Source organism: Streptomyces viridiviolaceus (assembly GCF_014650995.1).
Classification (GTDB): domain Bacteria; phylum Actinomycetota; class Actinomycetes; order Streptomycetales; family Streptomycetaceae; genus Streptomyces; species Streptomyces viridiviolaceus.
In genome coordinates this window covers 4,327-28,258 of sequence record NZ_BMWA01000032.1, presented here as the reverse complement: position 1 = coordinate 28,258, position 23,932 = coordinate 4,327, and the positions used below count along the sequence as shown (strand labels likewise).

The window sequence follows — 23,932 nt, the reverse complement described above, 5'->3', positions numbered from 1 at the left end:
CCGAATCGGGAGGCGAATAATTCCGGGGCCGGGCTCCGGGGCCCCATTCGGGACATCTCGCACGGCTCCTGCCGAGAGGACGATCATGAGCACGTCGAGCACGCGACTGCCGGAGAGCCGGTACGGCCGCTCCTCGGACGAACGGGCCGACCGCACCCTCAAGATCGTCGGCGGCGTCCTCGGTGCCCTCATGGTGGTGCTGATCGGGTACTTCGGCTACCACTACGTCGGCCAGAACAAGATCAGCGCCGAGGTGATCGGCTTCGACATCTCCGAGGACGCGGTGCAGGTGCACCTGGAGGTCCGCAAGGACGCCGACGCGGCCGGCTACTGCACGCTGCGCTCCCAGGCGGAGGACGGCGGCGAGGTGGGCCGGGCCGACTTCCGCTTCGACGGCGACGACACGCGCATCGACAAGGTCGTCACGCTGCGCACGAAGGCGCGGGGCACCTCGGCCGAGCTGCTCGGCTGTCACGCGGACTGACCCGCCGGGAATGCGTCTGCGCTGACCTGCGTTGACGTAAATCAGGTGGCTTTTGTCCTCCCCCTTTGGCCGCCGAATTGTTAGGCTCGTGGTTTCGCCCTTCCGTGAAGGAACATTCTTCTGGGTAGGGCGTTGCTTTGTATTCCCAGTACCGACGAGGAGCACCTGTGACCCAGACCAGCGAGAACGTCACCTGGCTGACCCAGGAGGCGTACAACAAGCTCAAGGAGGAGCTTGAGTACCTTACTGGTCCCGCGCGCACCGAGATCTCTGCCAAGATCGCGGCGGCCCGCGAGGAGGGGGACCTGCGGGAGAACGGCGGGTACCACGCGGCGAAGGAGGAGCAGGGCAAGCAGGAGCTCCGTGTGCGCCAGCTGACGCAGCTCCTCGAGAGCGCCAAGGTGGGCGAACCGCCGGCGGCGAACGGTGCGGTGGCGCCCGGCATGGTCGTCACGATCGCCTTCGACGGTGACGAGGACGACACGCTGACGTTCCTGCTCGCCTCGCGCGAGTACGCGAGCGCGGACATCGAGACCTATTCGCCGCAGTCCCCCCTGGGCGCGGGCGTCATCGGCCACAAGGTCGGCGAGGACGCGGAGTACGAGCTGCCCAACGGCAAGAAGGCTTGCGTGAAGATCCTCAAGGCCGAGCCCTACAACGGCTGACAGCCGGCCCCGGCCGGCGCGCCCGGCCGACATGTCGTGGACAAGCCCCCGGCGTCCTGGTGACCCCGGGGGCTTCGTCGTGGTCCGCGCGCCTCAGGGCATGACCGTGTAGCCCGCGTCCCGCAGCGCCCGGCCGACCTCCGCGCAGTGCTCCGGGCCCTTGGTCTCCAGGTGCAGCTCGACCTCCGCCTCCGTGAGCCCGAGCCGTGGGTCGGTCCGTACGTGGCTGACGTCCAGCACGTTCGCGTCCACCGCCGACAACACGCCGAGAAGTGTGGCGAGGGCGCCGGGGCGGTCCGTCAGGCGCAGCCGGACCGCCAGGTAGCGGCCCTGCGCGGCCATGCCGTGGCGCAGGACGCCCTGCATCAGCACCGGATCGACGTTGCCGCCGGACAGCACCGCCACCACCGGGCCCTCGAAGGCGCCGGGATCGCTCAGCAGCGCCGCCACCGGGCTGGCCCCGGCCGGCTCGACGACCAGCTTGGCCCGTTCCAGACACAGCAGCAGCGCGGTGGACAGCTCGTCCTCGGTGACCGTACGGACCTCGTCCACCAGGTCGCCGACGATCCCGAACGGCACGTCGCCGGGCCGCCCCACCTTGATGCCGTCGGCCATCGTCGCCGGGTTCTCGACCGACACGGGCCGCCCCGCGGCCAGCGACGGCGGATAGGCCGCCGCGCCCGCCGCCTGCACACCCACGATCCGCACGTCCGGCCGGACCGCCTTCACGGCGACCGCTATGCCGGCGATCAGCCCGCCGCCGCCGATGCCGACCACGACGGTACGGACCTCGGGGCACTGCTCCAGGATCTCCAGCCCGACGGTGCCCTGTCCCGCGATGACGTCGGGGTGGTCGAAGGGGTGGATGAAGACCGCGCCGGTCTCCGCCGCGTACTCCTGGGCGGCGGCCAGCGTCTCGTCCACCACCTGACCGTGCAGGCGCACCTCGGCGCCGTAGTCCCGGGTCGCGCTGATCTTGGGCAGCGGGGCGGACCTCGGCATGAACACCGTCGAGCGCACACCGAGCAGCGACGACGCCAGGGCCACGCCCTGCGCGTGGTTGCCGGCGCTGGCGGCGACCACCCCGGCGGCCCGCTCCTCGGGCAGCAGCCCGGCGATACGGACGTAGGCGCCGCGCAGCTTGAACGAACCCGTCCGCTGGAGGTTCTCGCACTTGAGGTGAACCGGTGCACCGACCAGCTGGGACAGGTACCTGCTGCCCTCCATCGCCGTCACCCGTGCCACGCCCGAGAGCATCTTCTGGGCGCCGCGCACGTCGTCGAGGGTGACCGGCCCCAGGGGGTCGGCCGTGCTGTAGCTCATGACTCCAGCATCGCAGTTCACAGCCGTCGTCTGCCGTTGTGACCAACCTCCGAGACCGGCTTTGGGCAGCGCCGGTACGCCTCGTCCCCCGGCCGCGTACCCTGTCCCCCAACCAGCAGCCCTCCACGAAGTGAGCCCCCGGCCATGCCCACAACACCTGAAATGTCGATGGACATGACGACCGCCGGTGACACCGGTCTCCTCGACACGCTCCAGCACGAGGTGGCGGTGTTCGCCCGACGTGCCGAACAGACCCGGCTCGGCGGGGTCGGGCAGGTGCGCAACTCGATGGACCGTGCCGCGTACCTGCTGCTCAACCGCCTCGACAAAGAGGGTCCGATGGGTGTGAAGGCGCTCGCCGCGAGCATGGGGATCGACTCCTCCACGGTCACCCGGCAGGTGGCTCCGCTCGTCGACAGCGGCCTCGTGAAGCGCACCTCGCACCCCGAGGACGGGCGTGCCGTGGTGCTCCAGCTGTCCCCGCGCGGGGTGTCGCGGCTGCACGAGGTGCGGTCCTCCCGGCGCGAGCTCATGGCCGAGTTGACCCACGACTGGACGCCGGAGGAGCGCGAGTCGTTCTGCACGCTCCTCACACGCTTCAACGGCGCCCTGTCCGCCCGTATGGCCGCACCGGGCGCGTCGGGCCCGGAATCGGCGTCCGCCTCCTGAGCCGCCTTTCCGGGACGGATGCCGCCCGGCTCTTGACCGGCGGGCCGGCCCTGGCCTGATATGAGACCGGGCCCCTGGTGCACACGGTCGCGGTTCCGCGCGCGACGGGGTCTCCTCGCAGAGGCACAGAGGTCACAGAGGCGCAGGGTTCACAGAGGGCCCATGGTCACAGAGGGCCCATCGGTCACGGGGGTCGCCCTCGAAGGCGGGAGGCGCGGTGCGAGAACGGCATGCGTCCCAGGGTGCCCGCCGGGCCCGGGAGTTCGAGGCGTTCGTCGCCGGCGCGGCAGGGCGGCTGCTGCACGCCGCCACCCTGCTCACCGCCGAGGCCCGCGACGACAATCCGCGCGCGCGGCGCCTGCTGGCCCTGTCCCTCGCCCACACCTACGCGTGCTGGGACCAGCTGCGCGGCGAGGACCCGTACGACCGTGCCCGCCAGTACCTCGCCACCCGGTTCGCCCGCGGGGCCTGGCACTACGGCGGCTTCGGCCGGGCCCGCCGGCAGCCCGTCGGCACCCTGGGCGTGCTCACCCCGCAGGAGCGGCTGATCGTGGTGCTCAGGCTGTACGAGGGTGTCGCCGAGGAGCAGGCGGCGGCCCTGCTCGGCCTGCCCGCCGAACGCGTCCGGACGATCTGCGACCGCGCCACGGCGACGCTGCTGCACCCGCCGGACAGGGCCGCACGGCCGGTCGCGAAGGCTGAGGCGGCGACCTCATGAACCGTCCGCAGAGGGAAGCGGCCGTACGGCGGATCATGGAGCAGTCGCCGCCCCGGGTGCCGCCCGACCTGTACGCGGACGCCGTGCGCCGCGGCGGCCGCATGCTGCGGCGCAGGACCGCCGCCCGCCGTCTGATGTGGCTGGTGCTGTGCGCCGCGGCCGTGGCGTTCACGGTGTGGGCGCTGACCGCACGGCCCTGGGTGGAGCCGCCGTCGGAGACGACCCCACCCGTGACGGGCTGGGAGGGCTGGTGAGCCCCGGCTGCTAGCCCAGCGCCTGCTGGAGGTCCTCCAGGAGGTCGTCGGCGTTCTCGATGCCGACCGACAGACGCACCAGGTCGGCGGGCACCTCAAGGGCCGAGCCGGCCGCCGAGGCGTGCGTCATCCGGCCGGGGTGCTCGATCAGCGACTCGACGCCGCCCAGGGACTCGCCGAGCGTGAAGACCTTCGCGCGGTTGCAGACCTCGACGGCCGCCTCCTCGCCGCCCTCGACGCGGAAGGACACCATGCCGCCGAACGCCTTCATCTGCTTGGCGGCGACCTCGTGCCCCGGGTGCTCGGGCAGCCCCGGGTACAGCACGCTCGTCACACGCGCGTGCCGGGTGAGCATCTCGGCGACCTTCGTGGCGTTCTCGCTGTGCCGGTCCATGCGCACCGCCAGCGTCTTGGTGCCGCGCAGCACCAGCCAGGAGTCGAAGGGCCCGGCGACCGCGCCCATCGCGTTCTGGTGGAACGCCAGCTCCTCGCCCAGCTCCTGGTCGTTCACGATCAGCGCGCCGCCCACGACGTCCGAGTGACCGCCCATGTACTTGGTCAGGGAGTGCACGACGACGTCCGCGCCGAGCGCGAGCGGCTGCTGGAGGTACGGCGTGGCGAAGGTGTTGTCGACGACGAGCCGCGCACCGGCGTCCCGGGCGACCTGCGCGACGGCGGCGATGTCGGTGATGCCGAGCAGCGGGTTGGACGGCGTCTCCACCCACACGGCCTTGGTCTCGGGGGTGAGGGCCGCCCGCACGGCCGCGGGGTCGCTGGTGTCCGCCACGGACCACTCCACCCCCCAGCGGGTGGCGACCTTGGCGAACAGCCGGAAGGTCCCGCCGTAGGCGTCGTTGGGGATGACCACGTGGTCGCCGGGACGCAGCAGCGTGCGCAACAGGCAGTCCTCGGCCGCCAGTCCGGACGCGAACGCGAGGCCGCGGCGCCCGCCCTCGAGGGCGGCGAGGTTCTCCTCCAGCGCGGTACGGGTCGGATTCGCGCTGCGGCTGTACTCGTAGCCGCCGCGCAGGCCGCCGACGCCGTCCTGCTTGTAGGTCGACACCTGGTAGATGGGCGGGACGACCGCGCCCGTCAGGGGGTCGGCGGTGTTGCCCGCGTGAATCGCGAGCGTCTCGAAGTGCTGACTGATGTGCCTGTCGCTCATGAGCACCGAGGGTAGTGCCGCCGGGGGCTTCGCGCGTTTTCCACAGGGGCGCGGCGCAGGTTGGCCAATTGTCGCCGCGGTCTGGTTCGCTTGAGGCATGGAGATTCTCTGGGTCCTGATGGCACTGGTCATGATCGGCTTCGTGCTGCTCCCCGTCCTGCGGCGCCGGCGCGGCGCCATCGGCCTGGTGCCGCCCGGCCATCCGGACGCGGCGGACCCCGCCAACTACGGCTTCGCCCGCGAGGAGGAGCTGGACATCCGCATGCCGGGCCCCGACCAGGACCTGCTGGACGTCCTGGACCTGGTGCAGCGCACCCAGGACTACCGAGCGGCGCAGCAGCTCCTCGCCGGCACTGCGGCGGAGGGTGAGCTGCGCTGGCAGCGCGTGCAGGCGTTCGCGGGCGCCGCCTCGCTGGAGCTGCGGCAGCGGCCCGGCGGGGTCGGTGAGACGCCGGGCGGGCAGTGGCTGCGGGTGTGGCGGGCCGAGGCCCCGAAGGACGCGGGCGGCGCGGCGGTGCACGCGGAGTTCCTGGTGCAGCAGGCGTGGCGGACGGCGACGCCCGGCACGGACGAGTTCCGGATCATCATGGAGGAGGCGAAGGCGGCGTGCGGCGAGGCCGCGCTGCTGGCCCCCGGTGACCCGGTCCCGTACATCATCGAGCTCTCGGTGGCGCGGGGCCTGGCCTATACGCGCGAGGACTTCGAGCAGCTGTGGCTGAAGATCCTCGACCGCGCCCCGAACCACATGGGCGCGCACCTGGCCGCGCTGCACTACTGGTGCGAGAAGTGGCACGGCTCCCGCGACCTCGCGTACTCGTTCGCCGAGGCCGCCGCGGCCCGCGCCCCCCAGGGTTCGCTGCTGGCCGCGATGCCGCTCTTCGCGGTGTTCGAGCACCTCCCCGACGTCAACCTGGTCAGCGGCTTCTACCAGAGCGAGGTCGTGACCAAGGCGATCCACGGCGCCCTGCACGCGGTCCACTCGGCCCGCCCCGACGACCCGATGCAGGCGCACGTACGCCACCTGCTGATTCTCTTCCTGGTGCGCGGCGAGCGCTGGGCGGAGGCCATGAACCAGTTGATACGGGTCGACGGCCACGTGGGCGCCCTCCCCTGGACCCTGTCCACCGACCCGGCGGCGGAGTTCGCGGTCTACCGCGCCCTGGCGGTGGCGGGCTACGAGGCGAACGGCGGCAGCCCGGCGACCCTGCCGCACTGAGGGGCCCGGATGCGGCCCGGCCGGATTTCCCGGCCGGGCCGCATGCGGTCAGCTCTCGGCGCGGGAGGGCAGCCGCCATCCCGGGCGCGGGAAGTGGCAGGTGTAGCCCTCGGGGTAACGCTGCAGGTAGTCCTGGTGCTCGGGCTCGGCCTCCCAGAAGGGGCCGACCGGCTCCACCTCCGTGACGACCTTGCCCGGCCACAGTCCGGAGGCGTCCACGTCCGCGATCGTTTCCTCGGCGATCCGCTTCTGCTCGTCGTCCACGTAGTAGATCGCCGAGCGGTAGCTGAGGCCGATGTCGTTGCCCTGGCGGTTCTTGGTGCTCGGGTCGTGGATCTGGAAGAAGAACTCCAGGATCGTGCGGAAGTCGGTCTTCGTGGGGTCGAAGAGGATCTCGATGGCCTCCGCGTGCGTGCCGTGGTTGCGGTACGTCGCGTTCGGCACGTCACCCCCGGTGTATCCGACCCGGGTCGCCGTCACGCCGGGGAGTCGGCGAATCAGCTCCTCCATCCCCCAGAAGCACCCGCCCGCCAGCACGGCCCTCTGCGTCTGCGTAGCCATTGCGGCCCTCCAATCTGTCAGCTCGGTCACGCGGGCCCCCGGCTCGCACGCCGGCCTCCACACGCACCCTTCTCAACGCCCGAGGGTTCCACGCGATTCCGTGCCCGCCCGACCCGCCCTGCGGTCGCAGGCCCGGCGGCTGCGGCAACTGGAATCCGGACGGGAGTGTGAGCGGGGATCCGTCGAGCGGGCGTCAGGCCGTGGGTTGCTGAGCCACCGCGTCCGTGCCCCAGCTCGCCAGCAGGCGCAGGGCCTCGGCCGACGGGGAGCCCGGCTCGGCGTGGTAGGTGATGAGTGACTGGTCCTCGTCGTCGACCATGCGGAACGTCTCGAAGGACAGGGTCAGGTCACCGACGAGCGGGTGCCGCATGCGCTTGACGCCGTACGTCTTCTCCTTGACGTCGTGCGTGGCCCACAGGCGCCGGAACTCCTCGCTCTTCACGGACAGCTCGCCGACCAGCGCCGACAGCCGCAGGTCGTCCGGTCGGCGGCCCGCGTCCATGCGCAGGAAGCTGACGATGTCGGACGCCTTCTGGTCCCAGTCGACGAACAGCTCCCGGCACTGCGGGTCCAGGAACACCAGCCGCGCCCAATTCCGCTCCTGCGCCGGAAGCCGGCCCCAGTCCCCGAAGAGGGCCGCGGCCGTCCGGTTCCAGGCGAGGATGTCCGTACGCCGGCCCGCGACGTACGCCGGGACCGTCTCGATCGCCTCCAGCAACTGCAGCAGCGCCACCCGGACCTGCTGCGGACGCGCCACCGTCTTCTTCTTCGGCCGCGTCGGCTTCGCCAGGTGCATCAGGTGGGCGTGCTCCGCGTCGGACAGCCTCAGCGCGCGGGCGATCGCGTCGAGGACCTCCGCCGACACGTTCCGTCCGTTGCCCTGCTCGAGCCGTGTGTAGTACGCCACGGACATGCCGGCCAGCTGCGCCAGCTCCTCCCGGCGCAGTCCCGGCACCCGGCGGTGCCGCCCGTACGTCGGCAGTCCCACGTCCTCCGGCTTCAGCCGGGCCCGCCGGGTGCGCAGGAACTCGCTCAGCTCGGCACGCCGGTCCAGCTGTCCATCCATGTCCTCCAGTATGTCCTCCGACATTCCTGGTCGTAGGCCCGGAATCCCCGGGAACCTGTCCCTGTCAGTGGTACGCACGCCGGTCGTAGGCAAAGCGGTGGTCTGGGTGAGCGGCGGCCGCGGCGGCAGGCTCGAGGCGCACCACAGATCCTGCTACGAGAATCCCGGAGAACCCGGAAATGACCACTGTCGCCGCGTACGCCGCACCCGCCGCCAAGGCTCCGCTGGAGCGCACCACCATCGAGCGGCGGGCCGTGGGCGAGCACGACGTCCTGATCGACATCAAGTTCGCCGGCATCTGCCACTCCGACATCCACCAGGCCCGCGAGGGCTGGGGCGAGGCCATCTTCCCGATGGTCCCCGGCCACGAGATCGCGGGCATCGTCTCCGAGGTCGGCCCCGGCGTCACCGAGTTCGCCGTGGGCGACCGGGTGGGCGTCGGCTGCATGGTCGACTCCTGCGGCGAGTGCGAGAACTGCAGGAGTGGCCGGGAGCAGTTCTGCACCGGCTCCGGCATGGTCGGCACGTACAACGCCGTCGGCAAGGACGGCGAGCCCACCTACGGCGGCTACTCCCAGAAGATCGTCGTCGACGAGAGGTACGTCGTCCGCATCCCGGACGGCCTGTCCCTGGACGTCGCCGCGCCGCTGCTGTGCGCGGGCATCACCACGTACTCGCCGCTCAAGCACTGGGGCGCGGGACCGGGCAAGAAGGTCGCCGTCATCGGTCTGGGCGGGCTCGGCCACATGGGCGTGAAGATCGCGCACGCGCTCGGCGCCGAGGTGACGGTCCTGTCGCAGTCCCTGCGCAAGAAGGAGGACGGGCTGAAGCTGGGGGCGGACCACTACTACGCCACCAGCGACCCGAAGACCTTCGAGGAGCTGGCCGGAACCTTCGACCTGATCCTCTCCACGGTGTCGGCCCCGCTCGACTTCGGCGCGTACCTGGGCCTGCTGAAGACCGGCGGCGCCCTGGTGAACGTCGGTGCCCCCGAGGAGCCGGTCTCGCTCAACCTCTTCTCGCTGATCGGCGGCAACAAGACGCTCGCCGGCTCGATGATCGGCGGCATCGCCGAGACCCAGGAGATGCTGGACTTCTGCGCAGGGCACGGCATCGGCGCGGAGATCGAGCTGATCGGCGCGGCCGAGATCAACGAGGCGTACGAGCGGGTGCTGTCCAGCGACGTCCGGTACCGCTTCGTGATCGACACGGCGACGATCTGACCCGGGCGGAGATCCCGGCCCGGGTCATGCCGGTCGCGGTGTGAGGGGCCGTCGTCAGCCGGCGTCCGCGCCGTCGAAGGCCCATACGGCGCGGGGGCCCGGGCCGACGACGAGGGCGGAGTGTCCGAGCCGTTCCACGTGCCGGTGCGGCACGGGCCGGTTCAGCGACATCCCGATCTGCTTCAGCCCGGCCCGGTCGCGCGGCACGGCGTCCAGCCGGATCGTCGTGCCGCCGCCCTTCGCGACGACACCGTCGCCGTCCGCCAGGTGCCGCACCGTGAACCCGCCCGCCCGCAGCAGCGGCACGGTGTCGGCGAGGTCTCCCGCGGTGACGCCGAGGCGCAGGTGGGTCACGTCTCGCATCAGGCGGTCGCGGTAGTCGTCGGACAGGTAGCGCTCGCGGCCGACGTCGCCGGGGCGGCTCGCCGGCTCCGTGTTGCTGCGCGGGTCGGCGAAGTACTCCGGCCGGTACTCCATCGCCCATGCCCCGAAGGCGTCGTACTGGCCCGTGGTGAAGACGGCGTCGAACCACGGCACCGGCACCCCGTCGCCGAAGTCGCGGGTCTGCGGGAACTCGACGGGGTCGGTGACGCCCTGGTCCCGCAGCCGCTCGACCACGGTCGCGAGGTCACCGGCGCGCTCGGTGGAGACCCCCATGCCCGCGGCGCCGAGGAGGCCGTCCTGCCCGGGGAGGTCGCCGACCCCGAACAGTTCGACGTAGGTCTCGCGGCCGAGCAGGTAGCGGCCGGTCCAGGTCTGCCCGTCGGCACCGGTCGTGGTGCGGACCTGGAAGTTGGCGAAGTCGCGCAGGTAGGCGGAGTGTTCGACGGCGTCGGCGGTCTCGCGGTCGAGCACCCCGTAGGCGTGGTTGTAGTACAGGACCTGTCCGCCGCCGGGCGCCCGCTCCTCCCCGGCCTGTGCCACGGCACCACCGCCGACGCCTCCCGCGAGGGCCACGGCGAGAACGATCATTACCCGTAATATCCGACGAAGCGTCATGTGGCGAGCGTAGCCACGGATTGTGCCTGGCCGCCGGGGTTCGGGCCGTTCTCCGTGTCCCGCCCGCGGTCACGTCGCCGCGTCCCCCGCGGCCGGCCGCGGGGGCGCCCGCTATCGCCCGTCTCGGCAATCAGAAGTGGGTTCCGCCGTCGATGCGGATCTCGGTGCCGGTGATGAACTTGCCGTCCTCACTGGCGAGCATGGCGACGACGCCCGCCACGGCCTCGGGTCCGGCGAAGCCCTCCCCGAGGGCGGGCGACAGCTTGGCGAACAGGCTCCAGTCGGTGTCCTCGGGCAGGCCGGGGCCCTGGCTCTGCCTGCTCTGTCCCGAGCCGTCGGTCATGCCGGAGGAGATCGAACCGGGCTGCACGGCGGTGAACCGGATGCCCTGCTTGCTGTACTCGGCGGCCAGGGCGTGCGTCATGGACTGGATGCCGCCCTTGCTGGCCGCGTAGGCCGCCATGTACGGGTGGGCGAACAGCGCGGACGTGGAGCTGAAGTTGACCACGGCCGGGGCGTTGCCCTTCAGCAGCGCCGGTATCGCCTCGCGGATCATCAGAAAGGTGCCGGTCAGGTTGACCGCGATCACCTTGGTGAAGTCGGCGAGGGACGTCTCGTGGGTGTGCGAGGAGCGCAGGATGCCGGCCGCGTTGACCAGGACGTCCAGGCCGCCGAGGGTCGTGAGGGCGGAGGCGACGGCCGCGCGGACGGACGCCTCGTCGGAGATGTCCACGGCGACCGTGGTCAGGCGGCCGGCGTCCGCGCCCGCCCGCGCGCAGGTGTCCTTCAGGCCGGCTTCGCTCACGTCGGCGGCGACCACCTGTCCGCCCTCCGCCAGGATGCGCAGCACGGTGGCCTGGCCGATGCCCGAGCCGCCGCCGGTGACCAGCGCGCGACGTCCTTCGTAGCGGTTCATGTCGACTCCCTGTGGTGTGCGTGGTGCCGCGGCCGAGGAGCCGCGCGACGTCCACCGTACGCCGTAGTGACACGTTTTGCCATTACGGCATTCCATGCCTACCTGGCCTGCGGCACGTACGCTTTCCTGCATGAACCAGCCCAGGACGAACCAGGCCCGGACGTCCCGCCCCGCCTCGGCCTCGCTGACCGAGCGCCGCAAGGCCGCGACGCAGCTCGACATCGCCCGTGCGGCGGCGGAGCTGTTCGCCGAGAAGGGGCCCGACGGCACGACCGCCGAGGAGATCGCGGGCCGCGCCGGGGTCGCGCTGCGCACGTTCTACCGGTACTTCCGCAGCAAGCAGGACGCCGTCGGGCCGCTGCTGTCGTCCGGCGGCGACCGCTGGCGCGCGCTGCTCGCCGACGCGGGGCCCGAGGCCGACCTGGGCGAGGCCCTGGAGACCGCGGCGGTCGCCTCCCTCTCGACGCCGGGCGACACCACGGAGGAGGGCCTGCGCTGGACCCGCGGACTGCTGCGCGCGGCCCAGGACGACCCCGCCCTGCGGGCGGTCTGGTACCGGGTGAACCAGGAGTCCGAGGAGCGGCTGCTGCCGGTGGTGACCCGCCTGGCGGGGCCCGGCGCCGATCCCCTGGAGGCACGGCTGCTCGCCGCGGCGGCCACCGACGCGATCCGGGTGGCGCTGGAGCAGTGGGCGACGACGGACGCGGCGACCACCGGGGCCGGTTCCCCGGCGGAACTCGTGGTGCGGTGCCTGCGCGAACTGACGGGCGGGCTGCGGCTGCTGACCCCCGAGGCCGGGGGCGACGGCGCGCGTACCAGCCCTTGACCTCGACCTCGCTCGAGGTACGACAGTGGTCCGCATGAACACCGAAGCCTCAGACATCGAGGCCGTCGCAGAGGTCGTGGCCACCGTCGAACGCACCCAGCGGGCCAAGGACGCCGAGGGCTTCCTCGCGCTCTTCCATCCGGACGCCCTGTGGACGACCGCCCACGGCAGGGTCCTCATCGGCCTGGACGCGATCGCCGAATTCACCCGGGCCGTGCTGCCGAACGCGAGCTGGGACGGCGAGGTCACCTACGAGGCGGTGCACACGCAGTTCCTGCGCCCCGACGTGGCGGCCGTCAAGGTCCGGCAGGTCCACCACGCGCCGGGGGGGGCGACACGGAGGGCGCCCCGCTCTACGTCATGACGAAGCGGGACGACGGGGCCTGGCTGCTGCACGTCTGCCAGAACACCGAGGTCAAGGCAGGCTGAGAACGCGAAGGGCCCGCCGGAAGCCGAAGCTCCGGCGGGCCCGTCCGCACGGACTACTTGCCGTAGTACGCGTTGTAGATCGAGATCGTGGACTTGTTGCCCTTCTTGTCGTCGATCTTGGCGTGGAAGGAGATGCCCTTCCCCTTCGCCGGGTTCTTGACGGTGATCCTGCCGTTCTTGACGGTGACCTTCTTCCAGGTCTTGCCGTAGTCGTACGACACGTACACCGAGAGCGACTTCAGGTTCTTGCCCGCGGCCGCGCCCTCGACGGTGACCGGGACGGTGGCCGTCCTGCCGGCGGCGACCCTGCTGTCCTGGCCCGTGACGGCGAGGAAGCGGGCCGTGGAGGCGGGCAGCTTGGTGAGGTCGGCGGTCTTCTTGGAGCGGAAGGTCCAGCTCGCGTCGATCCGGGTGGAGGCCGCCGCGACCTTGACGGAGCGCTTGACCGACGTCGTCAGCCGGTACTGCGCGTCGCCGGACGGGACCGTGAACTCCTTCTCACCGAACAGCGGGTCGTCGTGCGAGCCGACCTTGGTGCCGTTGCGGTAGAGGGTCGTGGCGGACGAGGTGAAGACCGAGGAGCCCGCGTGGCCCTTGCCGTCGGCGAACAGCGGGACGACGCCGGTGATGGCGTTGCCGTCGCGGAACAGACCGAAGTCCGAGGTGAGGCGCGGCCCGAAGACGGCCGTGTTGAAGGTCGTCGAGTAGCTCTTGCCCGCCTGGTAACGCTGCGGCGCGCCGAGCGTGTAGCCCGCCTCGACGACCGGGAAGCCGTCGGCGTCGACCCCGCCGTACTGCTCGAACTGCACGTCCCAGGTCACTCCGCCCGAGGTGGACAGGTGCAGGGTGCGGGTGCCGGGCAGGGTCTGCGGGATGCCGATCGAGGAGCCGCCGCCGCTGCCGGGCAGCCAGCCCGTCGCGGAGACGGCGCCCTTCTTGCCGCTGGAGGAGGCGCCGAGGCCGGTCTTGAGCGTGGCCAGGTCGCCCGCCTTGTAGTGGCGGGTGTAGCCGGTGGCGAGCTGCTTGACCTTGCCGCCGGCGACGGTGTCGTACTGCTCCGTCGCGCCCTTGGACCAGTGCGCGTCCCACTGCTGGCTCAGCGAGCCGTCGGTGATCTGCGGGCCGAGGTGCCGGGAGCGGAAGTTGTCGTACGAGTCCAGCCACCAGCCGAAGCCGTAGCTGGAGTCGCCCACCTCGACGGTGAAGTCCGCGGAGGCGAACTCGGACTTCGCCTTCTTGTCCGGCACCGTGATGTTCACGGGCTTGGCGGTGCGCGCGTCCAGGGTGACGGTGGTGTTCTTGGTGACGTTCAGCCGGGGCTGGGCGATCCAGTCGGCGCCCTCGTACTTCTCCGGGTCCTGGCTCACGTAGATCGAGGCGTTGAGGACGTAACCGCCCCTGGGCACGCGGACGGTGACGGTGCCGTCGGGGTCGTACGGCGACAGCCACTGCTCCTCGGCGAGGCCGGAGACACCGGTCAGGTCGGCCCCGTAGCTGGAGGCGGGCTTGCCGTCCCGGCCGATGACCTTCAGCGTGACGTCGTACGACTCGACCTCGCGCTCCACGGCGGCGGCCGTACGCACGGACTGGCCGCCGCCGGTCGCCGTGACGTACGCCGAGTAGGCGCCGTCCAGCGTGCCGCCCAGCTTGGTGTTCACGGTCAGCGGGACGGACGCCTTGCCGCCCGCCGGGACGGTGACCTTGCCGGCGCCGAGCTTGAAGAAGCCGGCCGGGGCCGCCTTGCCCTTGGGGTCGGTCGCGGTCGCGGCGAGGGTGAGCGTGACGTCCTTGGTGCCGAGGTTGCGGTACGTCAGCTGCTTGGTGACCGGCTTGTCGTCGGTGTGCGGCCACTGCTGGACGCCGAAGCTCACCGACACCGGGTCGGCGATCACGGTCTGCTTGACGGCCCGGTCGACCTGGACGCGGCCCGAACCCTGCTGGAACGGCGTGTACTTGCCGCCCTTGGTGGACGCGGTGAGGGCGCCCTTCAGCTCGGCGTACGTCCAGTCGGGGTGCTGCTGCTTGAGGATGGCGGCGGCGCCCGCGACGTGCGGGGTGGCCATCGACGTGCCGGAGATCGTGACGTAGCCGGCGGGCTTCTCGCCGACCTCCTGGGCGATGATGCTGCCCTTGGCGGAGGCCGCGGTGATGTCGACGCCGGGTGCGGTGACGTCGGGCTTGACGGCGCCGTCGAGGCCGGGGCCGGTGCTGGAGAACCCGGCCAGCTTGTCGTTGTCGTCGACGGCGCCCACGGTCAGGGCCGCGGCGGCGCTGCCCGGGGAGCCGACGGTGCGGTCGCCGAACTCGCCCTCGTTGCCGGCGGCGATGGCGAAGAGGATGCCCTTCTGCTCGGAGAGCTTGTTGACCTGCGCTTCCAGCGGGTCGATCTCCGGGGTGTCGCCGCCGCCGAGGCTGAGGTTGACGATGTCGGCGCCCTGCTCGGCCGCCCACTCCATGCCGGCGAGGATGCCGGAGTCGTCGCCGAAGCCGTCGTCGCTGAGCACCTTGCCGTTGAGCAGCTTGGCGCCCGGCGCGACTCCCTTGAACTTGCCGCCGCCCTTCGTGCCGGAGCCCGCCGCGATGGAGGCGACGTGCGTGCCGTGGCCGTACTTGTCGCCGGCGTCGGGCGAGACGGAGAAGTTCTTGGACGCGACGACCTGGTTCTTCAGGTCGGGGTGGTTGGTGTCCACGCCGGTGTCCAGGACGGCGATCCTGACGCCCTTGCCGTCGTAGCCGGCGGCCCACGCCTTGGGGGCGCCGATCTGCGGCACGGACTTGTCGAGGCTGGCCTTGCGGACGCCGTCGAGCCAGACGTGCGCGATGCCGGAGGCCGTCTTCTCGCCGTTGGTGACCGCGTCCCACAGGTCGGGCGTGTCCTCGTGCGGGGTCTGCACGGCGTCGGCGTTGAGCGCCTTCAGGGTGCGGCGCAGGGTGCCCGCGTCACGGACGTCGGCCTTGGTGGCCTTGGCGGTGCCCTGGTAGCCGACGATGACCTTCAGGCCGTTCTTCTGGGCCTTGCGGGTGCTGGCCTTGCCCAGTTCGGTGATGTCGAAGAGTCGCTGGTCCAGCTTGCCGGTGGCGACCAGGCGGGCGGCGTCGGCGGGGACGACGAGGGTGTGGCCGTCGGCCCGGCGGATCTGGACGGGTATGTGCTCGCGTCCCTCGGCCCGTTCCAGGCCGACGACGCGCCCCTTGGCGTCGACGGCGACCCGGTCGCCGGTGATCAGCGTGATGCGGTGCTTGGCCGTGCCGGAGGCCGGCGCGGCGTCGGCCGCCCGCTGCCCGTCCGCCGCGGCGGGGCTGGTCATGCCCGCCGCGAGTGCCACGGCCGCCGCCGTGGCGACCGTGGCCGCGCACGCTCTTTTCACTTGTCTGCGCAACTTTCCCCCTTGCGGAAGTACCGGGTGAATTCCCCGTTCACCCGGCCGGGGGTGGTCTCGCACACGCGTGCTCCCCCGGAGCTCGCAGTATGCCGACGGATGATCACCTGCTCAATCGGATGAGAGGAAGGTGAGAAAACCGTCGGCCGGCTGTTACTCCTCCGCCCGAACTCCGTTACGCGGCCGATGGATTACGCCTCCGCGTTCTCCTTGACGGTGATCCGGCCCTTGCGGATCGTCGCCAGACGCGGGGCCTTCCTCGCGATCGCCGAGTCGTGGGTGACCATGACGAAGGTGAGCCCGAGCTCCTTCCACATGCGGTCGAGCACGTCCATGATCTCGTCCCGCATCGACTCGTCGAGGTTTCCCGTGGGTTCGTCGGCGAGCAGCACCTTCGGCTGCTTCACCAAGGCGCGGGCGATGGCGACCCGCTGCTGCTGGCCGCCGGACATCTCGCCGGGCAGATGCCCGAGCCGTTCGCCGAGCCCGACGGACGTCAGCGCCTCGGCGGCCTTCTCGCGCCGCTCCTTCGCCTTCACGCCGAGCGGCACGAGCGCGGTCTCGACGTTCTCCTGCGCGGTCAGCGTCGGGATGAGGTTGAACGACTGGAAGACGAAGCCGATGCTCTCGCTGCGCACCCTGGTCAGCCGGGCCTCGGGCAGCTTGGCCAGGTCCGTGCCGTCGAGGACGACCTCGCCGGAGCTGGGCCGGTCCAGGGCGCCCAGCATCTGCAGCAGGGTGGACTTGCCGCCGCCGGTCGGCCCCTGGATGACCAGCCGGTCGCCGTCCGCGATGGTCAGGTCGACGCCGTCGAGGGCGTGCACGGTGTCCTTGCCGCGGGTGTAGCGCTTGGTGACGCCTCTGAGTTCGTACATGGTGCAACTCCTGGGGAACGTTCGGGAGATGGGGCCCGCGCGGCAGGCCCCGTGGCAGGCCGGTGCGGTGCTCGCTACTCCACGCGGCGCAGGGCGTCCGCCGGACGCAGGCGGGAGGCGCGCCAGCCGCCGAAGCCGCCGGCGACGAGGCCGCCGGCCACGGCGAGGCCGACCGCGAGGGCGATGGTGGTGAGGCTGACGGGCGCGGTGAGCGCGACGTCGAGGGTCTTGGCGGCGGCCTGCCGTCCGGGACCGCCCATGCCGCCACCGCCGAAGCCGCCGCCGGGTCCGCCCGTGCCCCCGCCGAGCTGGGCCTGAAGCGTCGGGCTGACGGCGGTGACGACGTAGGCGCCCGCCAGGCCGAGCGCGATGCCGAGGACGCCGCCGACCAGGCCGTTGACGACGGCCTCGCCGACCACCTGCCGGGTCACCCGGCCGGATCGCCAGCCGAGCGCCTTGAGCGTGCCGAACTCGCGCACCCGGCGGGAGACGGCCGAGGAGGTGAGCAGGCCGGCGACCAGGAACGCGGCCGCCAGCACCACGATCGACAGCCACTTGCCGACGCCGGCGGCGAGCGAGGACGCGGTGGACAGGGAGCCGGAGACGGTGTCGGCGAGGTCGGCGGAGGTGGTGACCGTGGTGCCCGGGACGTTCTTCTGGATCGCGGACTTGACGCCGTCGATCCGCTGCGAGTCGGTCGCCTTGACGTAGATCGTGGTGACCTTGTCCTTCGCGTCGCCGAGGGTCTGGGCCTGCTTCAGCGGTATGTAGAGGTTGGCCGCCGCGTCCCCGCTGTCGGCCGTGGCGATGCCGACGACCTCGAACTTCGTGCCCTTGATGGTGACCGTGCTGCCGGTCCTGAGCTTCTTCTCCTTCGCGTACGCGGAGTCGGCCACGGCGACCTTGGCGTCGGCCTCCGACTCCTTGAAGGTGCGGCCGCTGGTGATCGCCGACGAGGTCAGCGGGCCGAGGGCGGGCTCGGTGACGTCGGTGCCGTAGACGGAGTAGCTGTTGACGTCGAAGTCCGCGCCGCCTCCTTCGACGCGGCCCTGCGGGGCCTGCTGGGCGCCCGGTCCCCCGCCCTGCCCCTGACCGCCCGAGCCGTCCTGCTGGAACTGACCGCGGGTGAACTGGCCGCTGACCTTCACGACTTGCAGGCTCAGTCCGCCGACCGCGTCCGCCACGCCGTCCTGTCCGGCGACCTTGCCGACGGTCGTGCCGGCCAGGGTCTGGAAGCCCTGCACCATGACGCGGTCGGTGCTCTGCTCCTCCTCGGAGCCGTCCTCCTGCGCGTCGAAGCGGAAGCGCGGCCGGTCGGAGGTGCTGGGCGTCGGGGACGCGGCCTTGGTGACCGTCATGTCGGTGCCCAGTCCGTACAGCGACTGCAGGACCTTGTCCTGCGCCCTGCCCATGCCGGAGGAGACGGAGTCGACGACGATGACGAGCGCGATGCCCAGCGCGAGGCCGGAGGCGACGACGAGGGCCGCCTTTCTGCGGCGGCGCAGTTCGCGCCTCAGGTACGTGAAGAACATGGCCGCAAGGTAGGGACGGCCCGTGATGAAGGGATAAGGCCGGCGTAAGAGAACGATGAGAAGGCGGGGAGACGACAGGCGCCCGCCGCCCCTGGTCGAGGGGCGGCGGGCGCCTGCGGCGAAGCGGCGTGCTCCCGTGGGGAGTTCGGCGTCAGACCGCCGAACCGGCCTTCCACTGGGCCCAGTCCATGTTCCAGCCGTTGAGGCCGTTGTCCGGGGCGATGGTCTTGTCGCCGGTGTTCTGGACGACGACCACGTCACCGACGATGGAGTTGTCGTAGAACCAGGAACCCGGCGTGTTCGGGTCGTCGGCGCCCTTGGTGTCGGCCAGACCCACGCAGCCGTGGCTGGTGTTGACGCTGCCGAAGATGGACTTGGCGCCCCAGTAGTTGCCGTGGATGAAGGTGCCGGAGGTCGACAGGCGCATGGCGTGCGGCACGTCCGCGATGTCGTACTCGCCCTTGCCGTCGTCGTCGGTGAACCCGACCGTCGCGCCGTTCATCCGGGTCTCCTTGAACTTCTCGGAGATCACCATCTGGCCTTCGTAGGTCTTGTTCTCGGGCGAGCCGGCGGAGATCGGGATGGTCCGGATCGTCTTGCCGTTCTGCGTGACCTTCATCTGCTTGGTCTTGGCGTCGACGTACGAGACCTGGTTGCGGCCGATCTTGAAGGTGACCGTCTTCTGCTGGACGCCGTAGACGCCCTCGGCGCCCTCGACTCCGTCGAGCGCCAGCTTCAGGGTGACGGTCGAGCCCTCCTGCCAGTAGTTCTCCGGGCGGCAGTCCATGCGGTTGGCGTTGAACCAGTGGCAGGCGACTTCCTGGCCGCTGGTGGTGCTGACCGTGATGCCCTTCTGGACGGCGGCCTTGTTGGTGATCGCCTTGTCGAAGTTGATCGACACGGGCATGCCCACGCCCACCGTGGTGCCGTCGTCCGGGGTGAAGGTGCCGATGAAGCTGTTGGACGGGGAGACCGTGGTGAACGAGGCGTTCTCGTGGGCGGCGCGGCCCTCGGAATCCTGCGCGGTCGCCGTCAGCTTGTACTTGGTGGCCCGCTCCAGCTGCGTGGTGGGCTTCCAGCTCGTCCTGTCCGCGGATATCTGGCCGCTGACCTCGGTGCCGTCGGAGGTGGTCATCTTCACCTCCGTGAGGGTGCCCTTGCTCACGGTGACGGCGGCGGAGTTGTTGATGGAGGCGTTGGTCGAGCCGTCCTTGGGCGTGATCTTGATCTGGGCCTCGGACGTCTCCTTCGCCGCCGCCTCGTCGACCTGGGCCTGCGACGTCTTGTCGTCCCCGCCGCCGGAGGCGCCGGCGTCGCCGCTGGAACATGCCGAGAGCACCAGCACACCGCCGAGCAGTGCGGACGCGGCCACCAGGCCCTTGCGCCGCTTACTGTCCGTCATCACACGCTTCTCCATCGTTGCCGATTCCCGAAACCCCGAGATACCCCGTCAAGAACTTTCAACGCTACGACCGGTTCGTCCCGTTCCACATCGCCGACGGGTGTGGGACACACCACGTTCGCACGGGGCGTCAGGTGGTGTGGGGGCGGTCTGTGCGCCCCCTGAGACGACAGAACCCCGGACGGTGGTTGCCGCCCGGGGTCACGATCTTCCCGTACCGCGTCAGCCGGCCGTCATTTCGTCGTCCTCTGCGTAGTCCTCGTCGCCATCTTGCTCGCCGTCCTCCCAATCGGGCGAGTCGGGGTCGTAGTCGATTCGCTCACTGCTCCAGGACGCCTGGTGGAGCTCGACGCCGGGCACTTCGCTGACCAGGTCGAACGGATCCACGAGGTACGCCAGGGCCTCGGCGGTGTCCTCCGTCACAGCGCTCTCGGTGTGCGTCCGCTCCTCCTCCGGCATGCCGGAGTCGTCGGCGATCGCCTGCAGCGCGGCCCCCGTGACCGCGTCCTCGTCGTCGACCTCGAGGACGAGTTCCACGCGAAGACGTACAAAACGTGATGTCTCTGGAGTGCTCATGTCCGGAGAGTACGGCCGGTCGCTCCCGTGACTTTCCTGTGACCCGCGCCTTTCACTAACATCGCCCCACACGGCCAATTCGCCAGCGCCACAAGGGGATCGATATTCCGTGTCATCCGCTCGCCGTCCGTTGCTGACCGCCGCCGCCGCGGGAGGCCTGCTGTGCGCCCTGTGGTTCGTCCCGTCCGCGAACGCGACGCCCGACGGACCGGCGCACAAGACCCTCTCGGCAAGCCCGTCGCCGCAGGTCACCGAGCAGGCGAGAGTCGTGTCCACGGACACGGCGGCCGCCGGCGAGGGCACCCGGCTGGCCGACACCGGCAGCTTCGACAGCACCCCGTACGTCGTCGGCGGCAGCCTCTGCCTCACCCTCGGTGCGGGCTTCGTCGTGTACTCGGTGCGCCGCGAACGCCTTGGTTTTTGAGTCTCTTGACGTTCTTTTGACAAAGGTTTCACCGGGCCCGGCAGCGTGCCGGACCCGTGATCCGTCCCCACGGGGCCCCGCCGGGCGACGGGGCCCCGGCGGTTTCCCTACCGCAGCGGCCCGGTGACCGTCTCCGCCGCCGCGACCAGGTGCCCGTCGCGCACGAACGCGTCGGCCGCGGCGAGGTCCGGCGCCAGGAACCGGTCCGGACCGGGACCCTCGACACCGGCCGCGCGTACGGCCTCGATGACCGCCCGGGACGCCGGGGCCGGAGTGAGGCCCTCACGGAGCTGGATGGCGCGGGTGGCCGCGTAGAGCTCGACGGCGATCACGCGGGTGAGGTTGTCGACGGCCGTGCGCAGTTTGCGCGCCGCCGACCAGCCCATCGACACGTGGTCCTCCTGCATCGCCGAGGACGGGATCGAGTCGGCCGAGGCCGGCACGGCGAGCCGCTTCAGCTCGCTCACCAGCGCGGCCTGCGTGTACTGGGCGATCATCAGGCCGGAGTCGACACCGGCGTCGTCGGCGAGGAACGGCGGGAGGCCGTGGCTGCGGTTCTTGTCCAGCAGCCGGTCGGTGCGCCGCTCGGCGATGGAGCCGAGGTCGGCGACGGCGACGGCGAGGAAGTCCAGGACGTAGGCGACCGGGGCGCCGTGGAAGTTGCCGTTGGACTCCACGCGTCCGTCGGGCAGTACGACCGGGTTGTCCACCGCCGACGCCAGCTCCCGTTCGGCGACCAGGCGGGCGTGGGCCATGGTGTCGCGTCCGGCGCCGGCTACCTGCGGGGCGCAGCGCACGGAGTAGGCGTCCTGGACGCGGGGCGCGTCGTCCTGGTGGTGGCCGGTCAGGCCCGAGCCCTCGAGCACGGCGAGCATGTTGGCGGCGCTGGCGGCCTGCCCGGGGTGCGGGCGGATGGCGTGCAGCTCGGGGGCGAGCACCTTGTCGGTGCCGAGCAGGGCCTCCAGGGTCAGGGCGGCGGTGACGTCGGCGGACTTGTAGAGGGTCTCGAGGTCGGCCAGGGCCATGACCAGCATGCCGAGCATGCCGTCGGTGCCGTTGAGGAGGGCGAGGCCCTCCTTCTCGCGCAGCTCGACGGGCCGGATCCCGTGCTCGGCGAGGAGTTCGCCGGCCGGCCGTACGGTCCCGTCGGGGCCCTCGGCCTCCCCCTCGCCCATGAGCGTGAGGGCGCAGTGCGACAGCGGCGCGAGGTCGCCCGAGCAGCCGAGGGAGCCGTACTCGTGCACGACCGGGGTGATCCCGGCGTTCAGGACGTCGGCCATGGTCTGCGCGACCTCGGGGCGGACGCCGGTGTGGCCGGAGCAGACGGTCTTCAGGCGCAGGAACATCAGGGCCCGGACGACCTCGCGTTCGACGCGCGGCCCCATCCCGGCGGCGTGCGAGCGGACGATGTTGCGCTGCAACTGCGCCCGCAGGTCCGGGCTGATGTGCCGGGTCGCCAGGGCGCCGAAGCCGGTGCTCACGCCGTACACGGGATCCGGCTTGGCGGCCAGCGCGTCCACGATCTCGCGGGCCGCGGACAGGGCCGCCACCGCTTCCTCGGAGAGCCGGACCCGGGCGCCGGCGCGCGCCACGGCGAGGACGTCGGACGCGGTGACCCCAGAAGTCCCCACCACCACAGTGTGCATATCCATATTCAGGAGCGTACGCAGTGAATTTGAGGATGTCACCAGTGGGCGCCGGGAGCACCCCTTACGTCACTTCCGTCCGCGAACCGCTCACGGGGAATGCCGCCCCCGGAACCGCCGACGCTCCCCGTCCTCTCCGCGGGACGGCTCGTCCGCCAGCCGTACGACGGGATCGTCGGGTCCCTCGCGGCCGGCGACGACCGGCCGGTCCGCCCGTTCGGCCTTGGCCCGGTACTGCGCCGCGTCCGCGAGCCGGAACAGCCGGCGGGCACTGCGGACGGGGCCCACCGGGTCTTCCGTGGACGCCACCCCGCAGGCCACGCCGTCACCGAGCTCCAGCTCACCCGCCCGGCGGCACAGCTCGTCGGCGGCTTTCACGACCTCGTCGGCGGGCGGCCCGACCGCGAGCAGGCAGAACTCGTCCCCGCCGAGCCGGGCGGCGAGCGCCCCCGGCACCATCGCGCCGCACAGCGACAGCACCGACCCGAATCGCTCCAGGAGCCGGTCGCCGACGGCGTGCCCGTGGGTGTCGTTGACCTGCTTGAGCCCGTTGAGGTCGCACACGACGAGGCTGACGACGACGCCCTCGCGGCGATGCCGCTCCACGGCCTCGTCCAGGCGGGCGTCCACCGCCCGGCGGTTGGCCAGGCCGGTGAGCGCGTCGGTGAACGCCAGCCGCCGGACCTCCTCCAGCCGCTCGGTCTGCGCGATCCCGGCGGCGATCACGGAGGCCAGGACGGTGGCGAAGTCGGCGTCGGCCCGCACGAACACGGGCTCCCCCACCGGCCGGGCCACGTACAGCTCGCCCCAGGCACGGCCGTGCAGCACGATCGGCGCGACCACGCAGCAGCCGCGCCCACGGCGGCGCAGCGCGGCGACACGCTGATGGACGTAACCGGGGCGCCCGGCCGCGGGACCCTCCGCGGTCTCCACCCAGGCGTCGGGCTCGCCGCCGCCGGCCCAGCGCTCGTGCAGGAACTCGGTGATCTCCGCGAACTGGTGCACGGGGTAGGACTCGTCCTCCGGGAACTCCTCCTCGTCCTCGGCCCGCTCGCCCACGTTCACCAGCACCCTGAGGCGGCCGAGCTCCCGCTCCCACACCGACAGCGCGGCGAAGCTGCCGCCCAGCGCCCGGCACGCACCGGCGGCCGCCGCCCACCACGCCTCACGCGAGCTGTGCGCGGCGGCCATGCCCTGCGCCAACGCCACGACGGCCGCGAGCCGCCTGTCCTCACCCATCCCTCCAGGCTAGGGAGGTTCAGTGGGAAAAGGGACCCAAGCGGTGCGAACGGGGACATACACTCCACGGACCCTCACCCCACCGCAGCCGCCGATCCCGCCCCGCCCGCACGGTTCTCAAGCGCTCGACACCCCCGTCGGACTTGGCCGTTCGGAAGTCGGGGACACCGGGACCCCGGCGCCGACGGATACCGCCTGCGCCCACCCGCACCACCCCAGCGGCACCGCCCGCAGGCTCGGCCACTTTCGGACGCCGGGAACACCCCCGGAACCCCGGCACCGGCGGGCACCGCCTGCGCCCACCCGCACCACCCCAGCGGCACCGCCCGCAGGCTCGGCCACTT

At 71.6% G+C, this 23,932-nt stretch carries 22 protein-coding genes and 1 pseudogene; 10 read left to right on the top strand and 13 right to left on the bottom strand.

What is annotated here, in order from left to right; genetic code table 11:
- The first annotated feature begins 85 nt into the window (after positions 1-85).
- Entirely contained in the window at positions 86-484 is a 399-nt protein-coding gene (locus IE260_RS34390) for a DUF4307 domain-containing protein (protein ID WP_189879126.1), read from the top strand.
- Between the two features lie 167 nt (positions 485-651).
- Complete coding sequence (gene greA / locus IE260_RS34385) at positions 652-1,149, top strand: transcription elongation factor GreA (protein ID WP_189879124.1); 498 nt, start codon at positions 652-654, stop codon at positions 1,147-1,149.
- 93 nt (positions 1,150-1,242) lie between these two features.
- Here the strand turns inward: greA and ilvA are convergent, their stop codons facing one another.
- Positions 1,243-2,472, bottom strand: a complete 1,230-nt coding sequence (gene ilvA / locus IE260_RS34380; protein WP_189879122.1) for a threonine ammonia-lyase — start codon at positions 2,470-2,472, stop codon at positions 1,243-1,245.
- A gap of 162 nt (positions 2,473-2,634) precedes the next feature.
- Here ilvA and IE260_RS34375 point away from each other — a divergent pair, with 162 nt between their 5' ends.
- The 3 genes from IE260_RS34375 to IE260_RS34365 all read left to right on the top strand — a co-directional run bounded on the left by IE260_RS34375 (position 2,635) and on the right by IE260_RS34365 (position 4,113).
- The gene (locus IE260_RS34375; RefSeq protein ID WP_189879120.1) at positions 2,635-3,141 is read left to right on the top strand and encodes a MarR family winged helix-turn-helix transcriptional regulator; all 507 of its coding nucleotides are present in this window, start codon (positions 2,635-2,637) and stop codon (positions 3,139-3,141) included.
- 217 nt (positions 3,142-3,358) lie between these two features.
- Positions 3,359-3,859 (top strand): sigma factor-like helix-turn-helix DNA-binding protein, encoded by a 501-nt coding sequence (locus IE260_RS34370; RefSeq protein ID WP_189879118.1) that lies wholly within the window; start codon positions 3,359-3,361, stop codon positions 3,857-3,859.
- Positions 3,856-4,113, top strand: coding sequence for a hypothetical protein (locus IE260_RS34365; protein WP_189879116.1), 258 nt, complete (start codon positions 3,856-3,858; stop codon positions 4,111-4,113). Before IE260_RS34370 ends, IE260_RS34365 begins: the two co-directional genes overlap by 4 nt.
- Positions 4,114-4,123: 10 nt before the next feature.
- Here IE260_RS34365 and IE260_RS34360 read toward each other — a convergent pair whose 3' ends face one another.
- A complete protein-coding gene (locus IE260_RS34360; RefSeq protein WP_189879114.1) occupies positions 4,124-5,278 on the bottom strand; it encodes a cystathionine gamma-synthase in 1,155 nt (384 codons plus the stop codon).
- A gap of 97 nt (positions 5,279-5,375) precedes the next feature.
- On the opposite strand from IE260_RS34360, the gene IE260_RS34355 reads away from it, so the two are divergent.
- On the top strand, positions 5,376-6,494 hold the full coding sequence (locus IE260_RS34355; protein ID WP_189879112.1) for a hypothetical protein: 1,119 nt from the start codon (positions 5,376-5,378) through the stop codon (positions 6,492-6,494).
- A 48-nt stretch (positions 6,495-6,542) separates the two neighbouring features.
- Here the strand turns inward: IE260_RS34355 and msrA are convergent, their stop codons facing one another.
- Together msrA and IE260_RS34345 are read right to left on the bottom strand one after the other, a co-directional pair.
- Entirely contained in the window at positions 6,543-7,055 is a 513-nt protein-coding gene (gene msrA, locus IE260_RS34350) for a peptide-methionine (S)-S-oxide reductase MsrA (protein ID WP_189879110.1), read from the bottom strand.
- Between the two features lie 193 nt (positions 7,056-7,248).
- Positions 7,249-8,121, bottom strand: a complete 873-nt coding sequence (locus IE260_RS34345; RefSeq protein WP_189879108.1) for a helix-turn-helix domain-containing protein — start codon at positions 8,119-8,121, stop codon at positions 7,249-7,251.
- A 179-nt stretch (positions 8,122-8,300) separates the two neighbouring features.
- Here IE260_RS34345 and IE260_RS34340 point away from each other — a divergent pair, with 179 nt between their 5' ends.
- Positions 8,301-9,344: an NAD(P)-dependent alcohol dehydrogenase gene (locus IE260_RS34340; protein WP_189879106.1), complete on the top strand. Its 1,044-nt coding sequence runs from the start codon at positions 8,301-8,303 to the stop codon at positions 9,342-9,344.
- A 54-nt stretch (positions 9,345-9,398) separates the two neighbouring features.
- Here the strand turns inward: IE260_RS34340 and IE260_RS34335 are convergent, their stop codons facing one another.
- Both IE260_RS34335 and IE260_RS34330 read right to left on the bottom strand, forming a co-directional pair.
- Complete coding sequence (locus IE260_RS34335; RefSeq protein ID WP_229881589.1) at positions 9,399-10,316, bottom strand: DUF5829 family protein; 918 nt, start codon at positions 10,314-10,316, stop codon at positions 9,399-9,401.
- A gap of 157 nt (positions 10,317-10,473) precedes the next feature.
- Positions 10,474-11,259, bottom strand: coding sequence for an SDR family NAD(P)-dependent oxidoreductase (locus tag IE260_RS34330; RefSeq protein ID WP_189879103.1), 786 nt, complete (start codon positions 11,257-11,259; stop codon positions 10,474-10,476).
- Between the two features lie 130 nt (positions 11,260-11,389).
- On the opposite strand from IE260_RS34330, the gene IE260_RS34325 reads away from it, so the two are divergent.
- Both IE260_RS34325 and IE260_RS34320 read left to right on the top strand, forming a co-directional pair.
- Positions 11,390-12,085 (top strand): TetR/AcrR family transcriptional regulator, encoded by a 696-nt coding sequence (locus tag IE260_RS34325; protein ID WP_189879100.1) that lies wholly within the window; start codon positions 11,390-11,392, stop codon positions 12,083-12,085.
- Positions 12,086-12,119: 34 nt separating this feature from the next.
- Positions 12,120-12,514 (top strand): annotated as a pseudogene (locus IE260_RS34320) (SgcJ/EcaC family oxidoreductase).
- Positions 12,515-12,567: 53 nt separating this feature from the next.
- On the opposite strand, the gene IE260_RS34315 reads toward IE260_RS34320, so the two are convergent.
- From IE260_RS34315 to IE260_RS34295, 5 genes are all read right to left on the bottom strand, one after another.
- Positions 12,568-15,882, bottom strand: a complete 3,315-nt coding sequence (locus IE260_RS34315) for a S8 family peptidase (RefSeq protein ID WP_229881603.1) — start codon at positions 15,880-15,882, stop codon at positions 12,568-12,570.
- A gap of 203 nt (positions 15,883-16,085) precedes the next feature.
- Positions 16,086-16,769, bottom strand: coding sequence for an ABC transporter ATP-binding protein (locus IE260_RS34310; protein ID WP_189879099.1), 684 nt, complete (start codon positions 16,767-16,769; stop codon positions 16,086-16,088).
- Between the two features lie 74 nt (positions 16,770-16,843).
- Complete coding sequence (locus IE260_RS34305) at positions 16,844-18,301, bottom strand: ABC transporter permease (protein WP_189879098.1); 1,458 nt, start codon at positions 18,299-18,301, stop codon at positions 16,844-16,846.
- Between the two features lie 151 nt (positions 18,302-18,452).
- The gene (locus IE260_RS34300; protein ID WP_189879096.1) at positions 18,453-19,703 is read right to left on the bottom strand and encodes a L,D-transpeptidase; all 1,251 of its coding nucleotides are present in this window, start codon (positions 19,701-19,703) and stop codon (positions 18,453-18,455) included.
- 222 nt (positions 19,704-19,925) lie between these two features.
- Complete coding sequence (locus tag IE260_RS34295; protein WP_189879094.1) at positions 19,926-20,279, bottom strand: hypothetical protein; 354 nt, start codon at positions 20,277-20,279, stop codon at positions 19,926-19,928.
- Between the two features lie 109 nt (positions 20,280-20,388).
- Here IE260_RS34295 and IE260_RS34290 point away from each other — a divergent pair, with 109 nt between their 5' ends.
- Positions 20,389-20,703 carry a hypothetical protein gene (locus IE260_RS34290; protein ID WP_189879092.1) on the top strand — a complete coding sequence of 105 codons (315 nt, stop codon included), beginning with the start codon at positions 20,389-20,391 and terminating at the stop codon, positions 20,701-20,703.
- Positions 20,704-20,810: 107 nt separating this feature from the next.
- Here IE260_RS34290 and hutH read toward each other — a convergent pair whose 3' ends face one another.
- Entirely contained in the window at positions 20,811-22,349 is a 1,539-nt protein-coding gene (hutH, locus tag IE260_RS34285) for a histidine ammonia-lyase (RefSeq protein ID WP_189879253.1), read from the bottom strand.
- 90 nt (positions 22,350-22,439) lie between these two features.
- A complete protein-coding gene (locus IE260_RS34280; protein WP_189879090.1) occupies positions 22,440-23,588 on the bottom strand; it encodes a GGDEF domain-containing protein in 1,149 nt (382 codons plus the stop codon).
- Positions 23,589-23,932 lie beyond the last annotated feature (344 nt).

What these genes read in the sequence shown, in the direction of transcription:
- IE260_RS34390 (WP_189879126.1), top strand. Translation starts at nt 86, where the DNA reads ATGAGCACGTCGAGCACGCGACTGCCGGAGAGCCGGTACGGCCGCTCC.
- ilvA (WP_189879122.1), bottom strand. Translation starts at nt 2,472, where the DNA reads ATGAGCTACAGCACGGCCGACCCCCTGGGGCCGGTCACCCTCGACGAC.
- IE260_RS34375 (WP_189879120.1), top strand. Translation starts at nt 2,635, where the DNA reads ATGTCGATGGACATGACGACCGCCGGTGACACCGGTCTCCTCGACACG.
- IE260_RS34365 (WP_189879116.1), top strand. Translation starts at nt 3,856, where the DNA reads ATGAACCGTCCGCAGAGGGAAGCGGCCGTACGGCGGATCATGGAGCAG.
- IE260_RS34360 (WP_189879114.1), bottom strand. Translation starts at nt 5,278, where the DNA reads ATGAGCGACAGGCACATCAGTCAGCACTTCGAGACGCTCGCGATTCAC.
- IE260_RS34355 (WP_189879112.1), top strand. Translation starts at nt 5,376, where the DNA reads ATGGAGATTCTCTGGGTCCTGATGGCACTGGTCATGATCGGCTTCGTG.
- msrA (WP_189879110.1), bottom strand. Translation starts at nt 7,055, where the DNA reads ATGGCTACGCAGACGCAGAGGGCCGTGCTGGCGGGCGGGTGCTTCTGG.
- IE260_RS34345 (WP_189879108.1), bottom strand. Translation starts at nt 8,121, where the DNA reads ATGGATGGACAGCTGGACCGGCGTGCCGAGCTGAGCGAGTTCCTGCGC.
- IE260_RS34340 (WP_189879106.1), top strand. Translation starts at nt 8,301, where the DNA reads ATGACCACTGTCGCCGCGTACGCCGCACCCGCCGCCAAGGCTCCGCTG.
- IE260_RS34335 (WP_229881589.1), bottom strand. Translation starts at nt 10,316, where the DNA reads ATGATCGTTCTCGCCGTGGCCCTCGCGGGAGGCGTCGGCGGTGGTGCC.
- IE260_RS34330 (WP_189879103.1), bottom strand. Translation starts at nt 11,259, where the DNA reads ATGAACCGCTACGAAGGACGTCGCGCGCTGGTCACCGGCGGCGGCTCG.
- IE260_RS34325 (WP_189879100.1), top strand. Translation starts at nt 11,390, where the DNA reads ATGAACCAGCCCAGGACGAACCAGGCCCGGACGTCCCGCCCCGCCTCG.
- IE260_RS34310 (WP_189879099.1), bottom strand. Translation starts at nt 16,769, where the DNA reads ATGTACGAACTCAGAGGCGTCACCAAGCGCTACACCCGCGGCAAGGAC.
- IE260_RS34305 (WP_189879098.1), bottom strand. Translation starts at nt 18,301, where the DNA reads ATGTTCTTCACGTACCTGAGGCGCGAACTGCGCCGCCGCAGAAAGGCG.
- IE260_RS34300 (WP_189879096.1), bottom strand. Translation starts at nt 19,703, where the DNA reads ATGACGGACAGTAAGCGGCGCAAGGGCCTGGTGGCCGCGTCCGCACTG.
- IE260_RS34295 (WP_189879094.1), bottom strand. Translation starts at nt 20,279, where the DNA reads ATGAGCACTCCAGAGACATCACGTTTTGTACGTCTTCGCGTGGAACTC.
- hutH (WP_189879253.1), bottom strand. Translation starts at nt 22,349, where the DNA reads ATGCACACTGTGGTGGTGGGGACTTCTGGGGTCACCGCGTCCGACGTC.
- IE260_RS34280 (WP_189879090.1), bottom strand. Translation starts at nt 23,588, where the DNA reads ATGGGTGAGGACAGGCGGCTCGCGGCCGTCGTGGCGTTGGCGCAGGGC.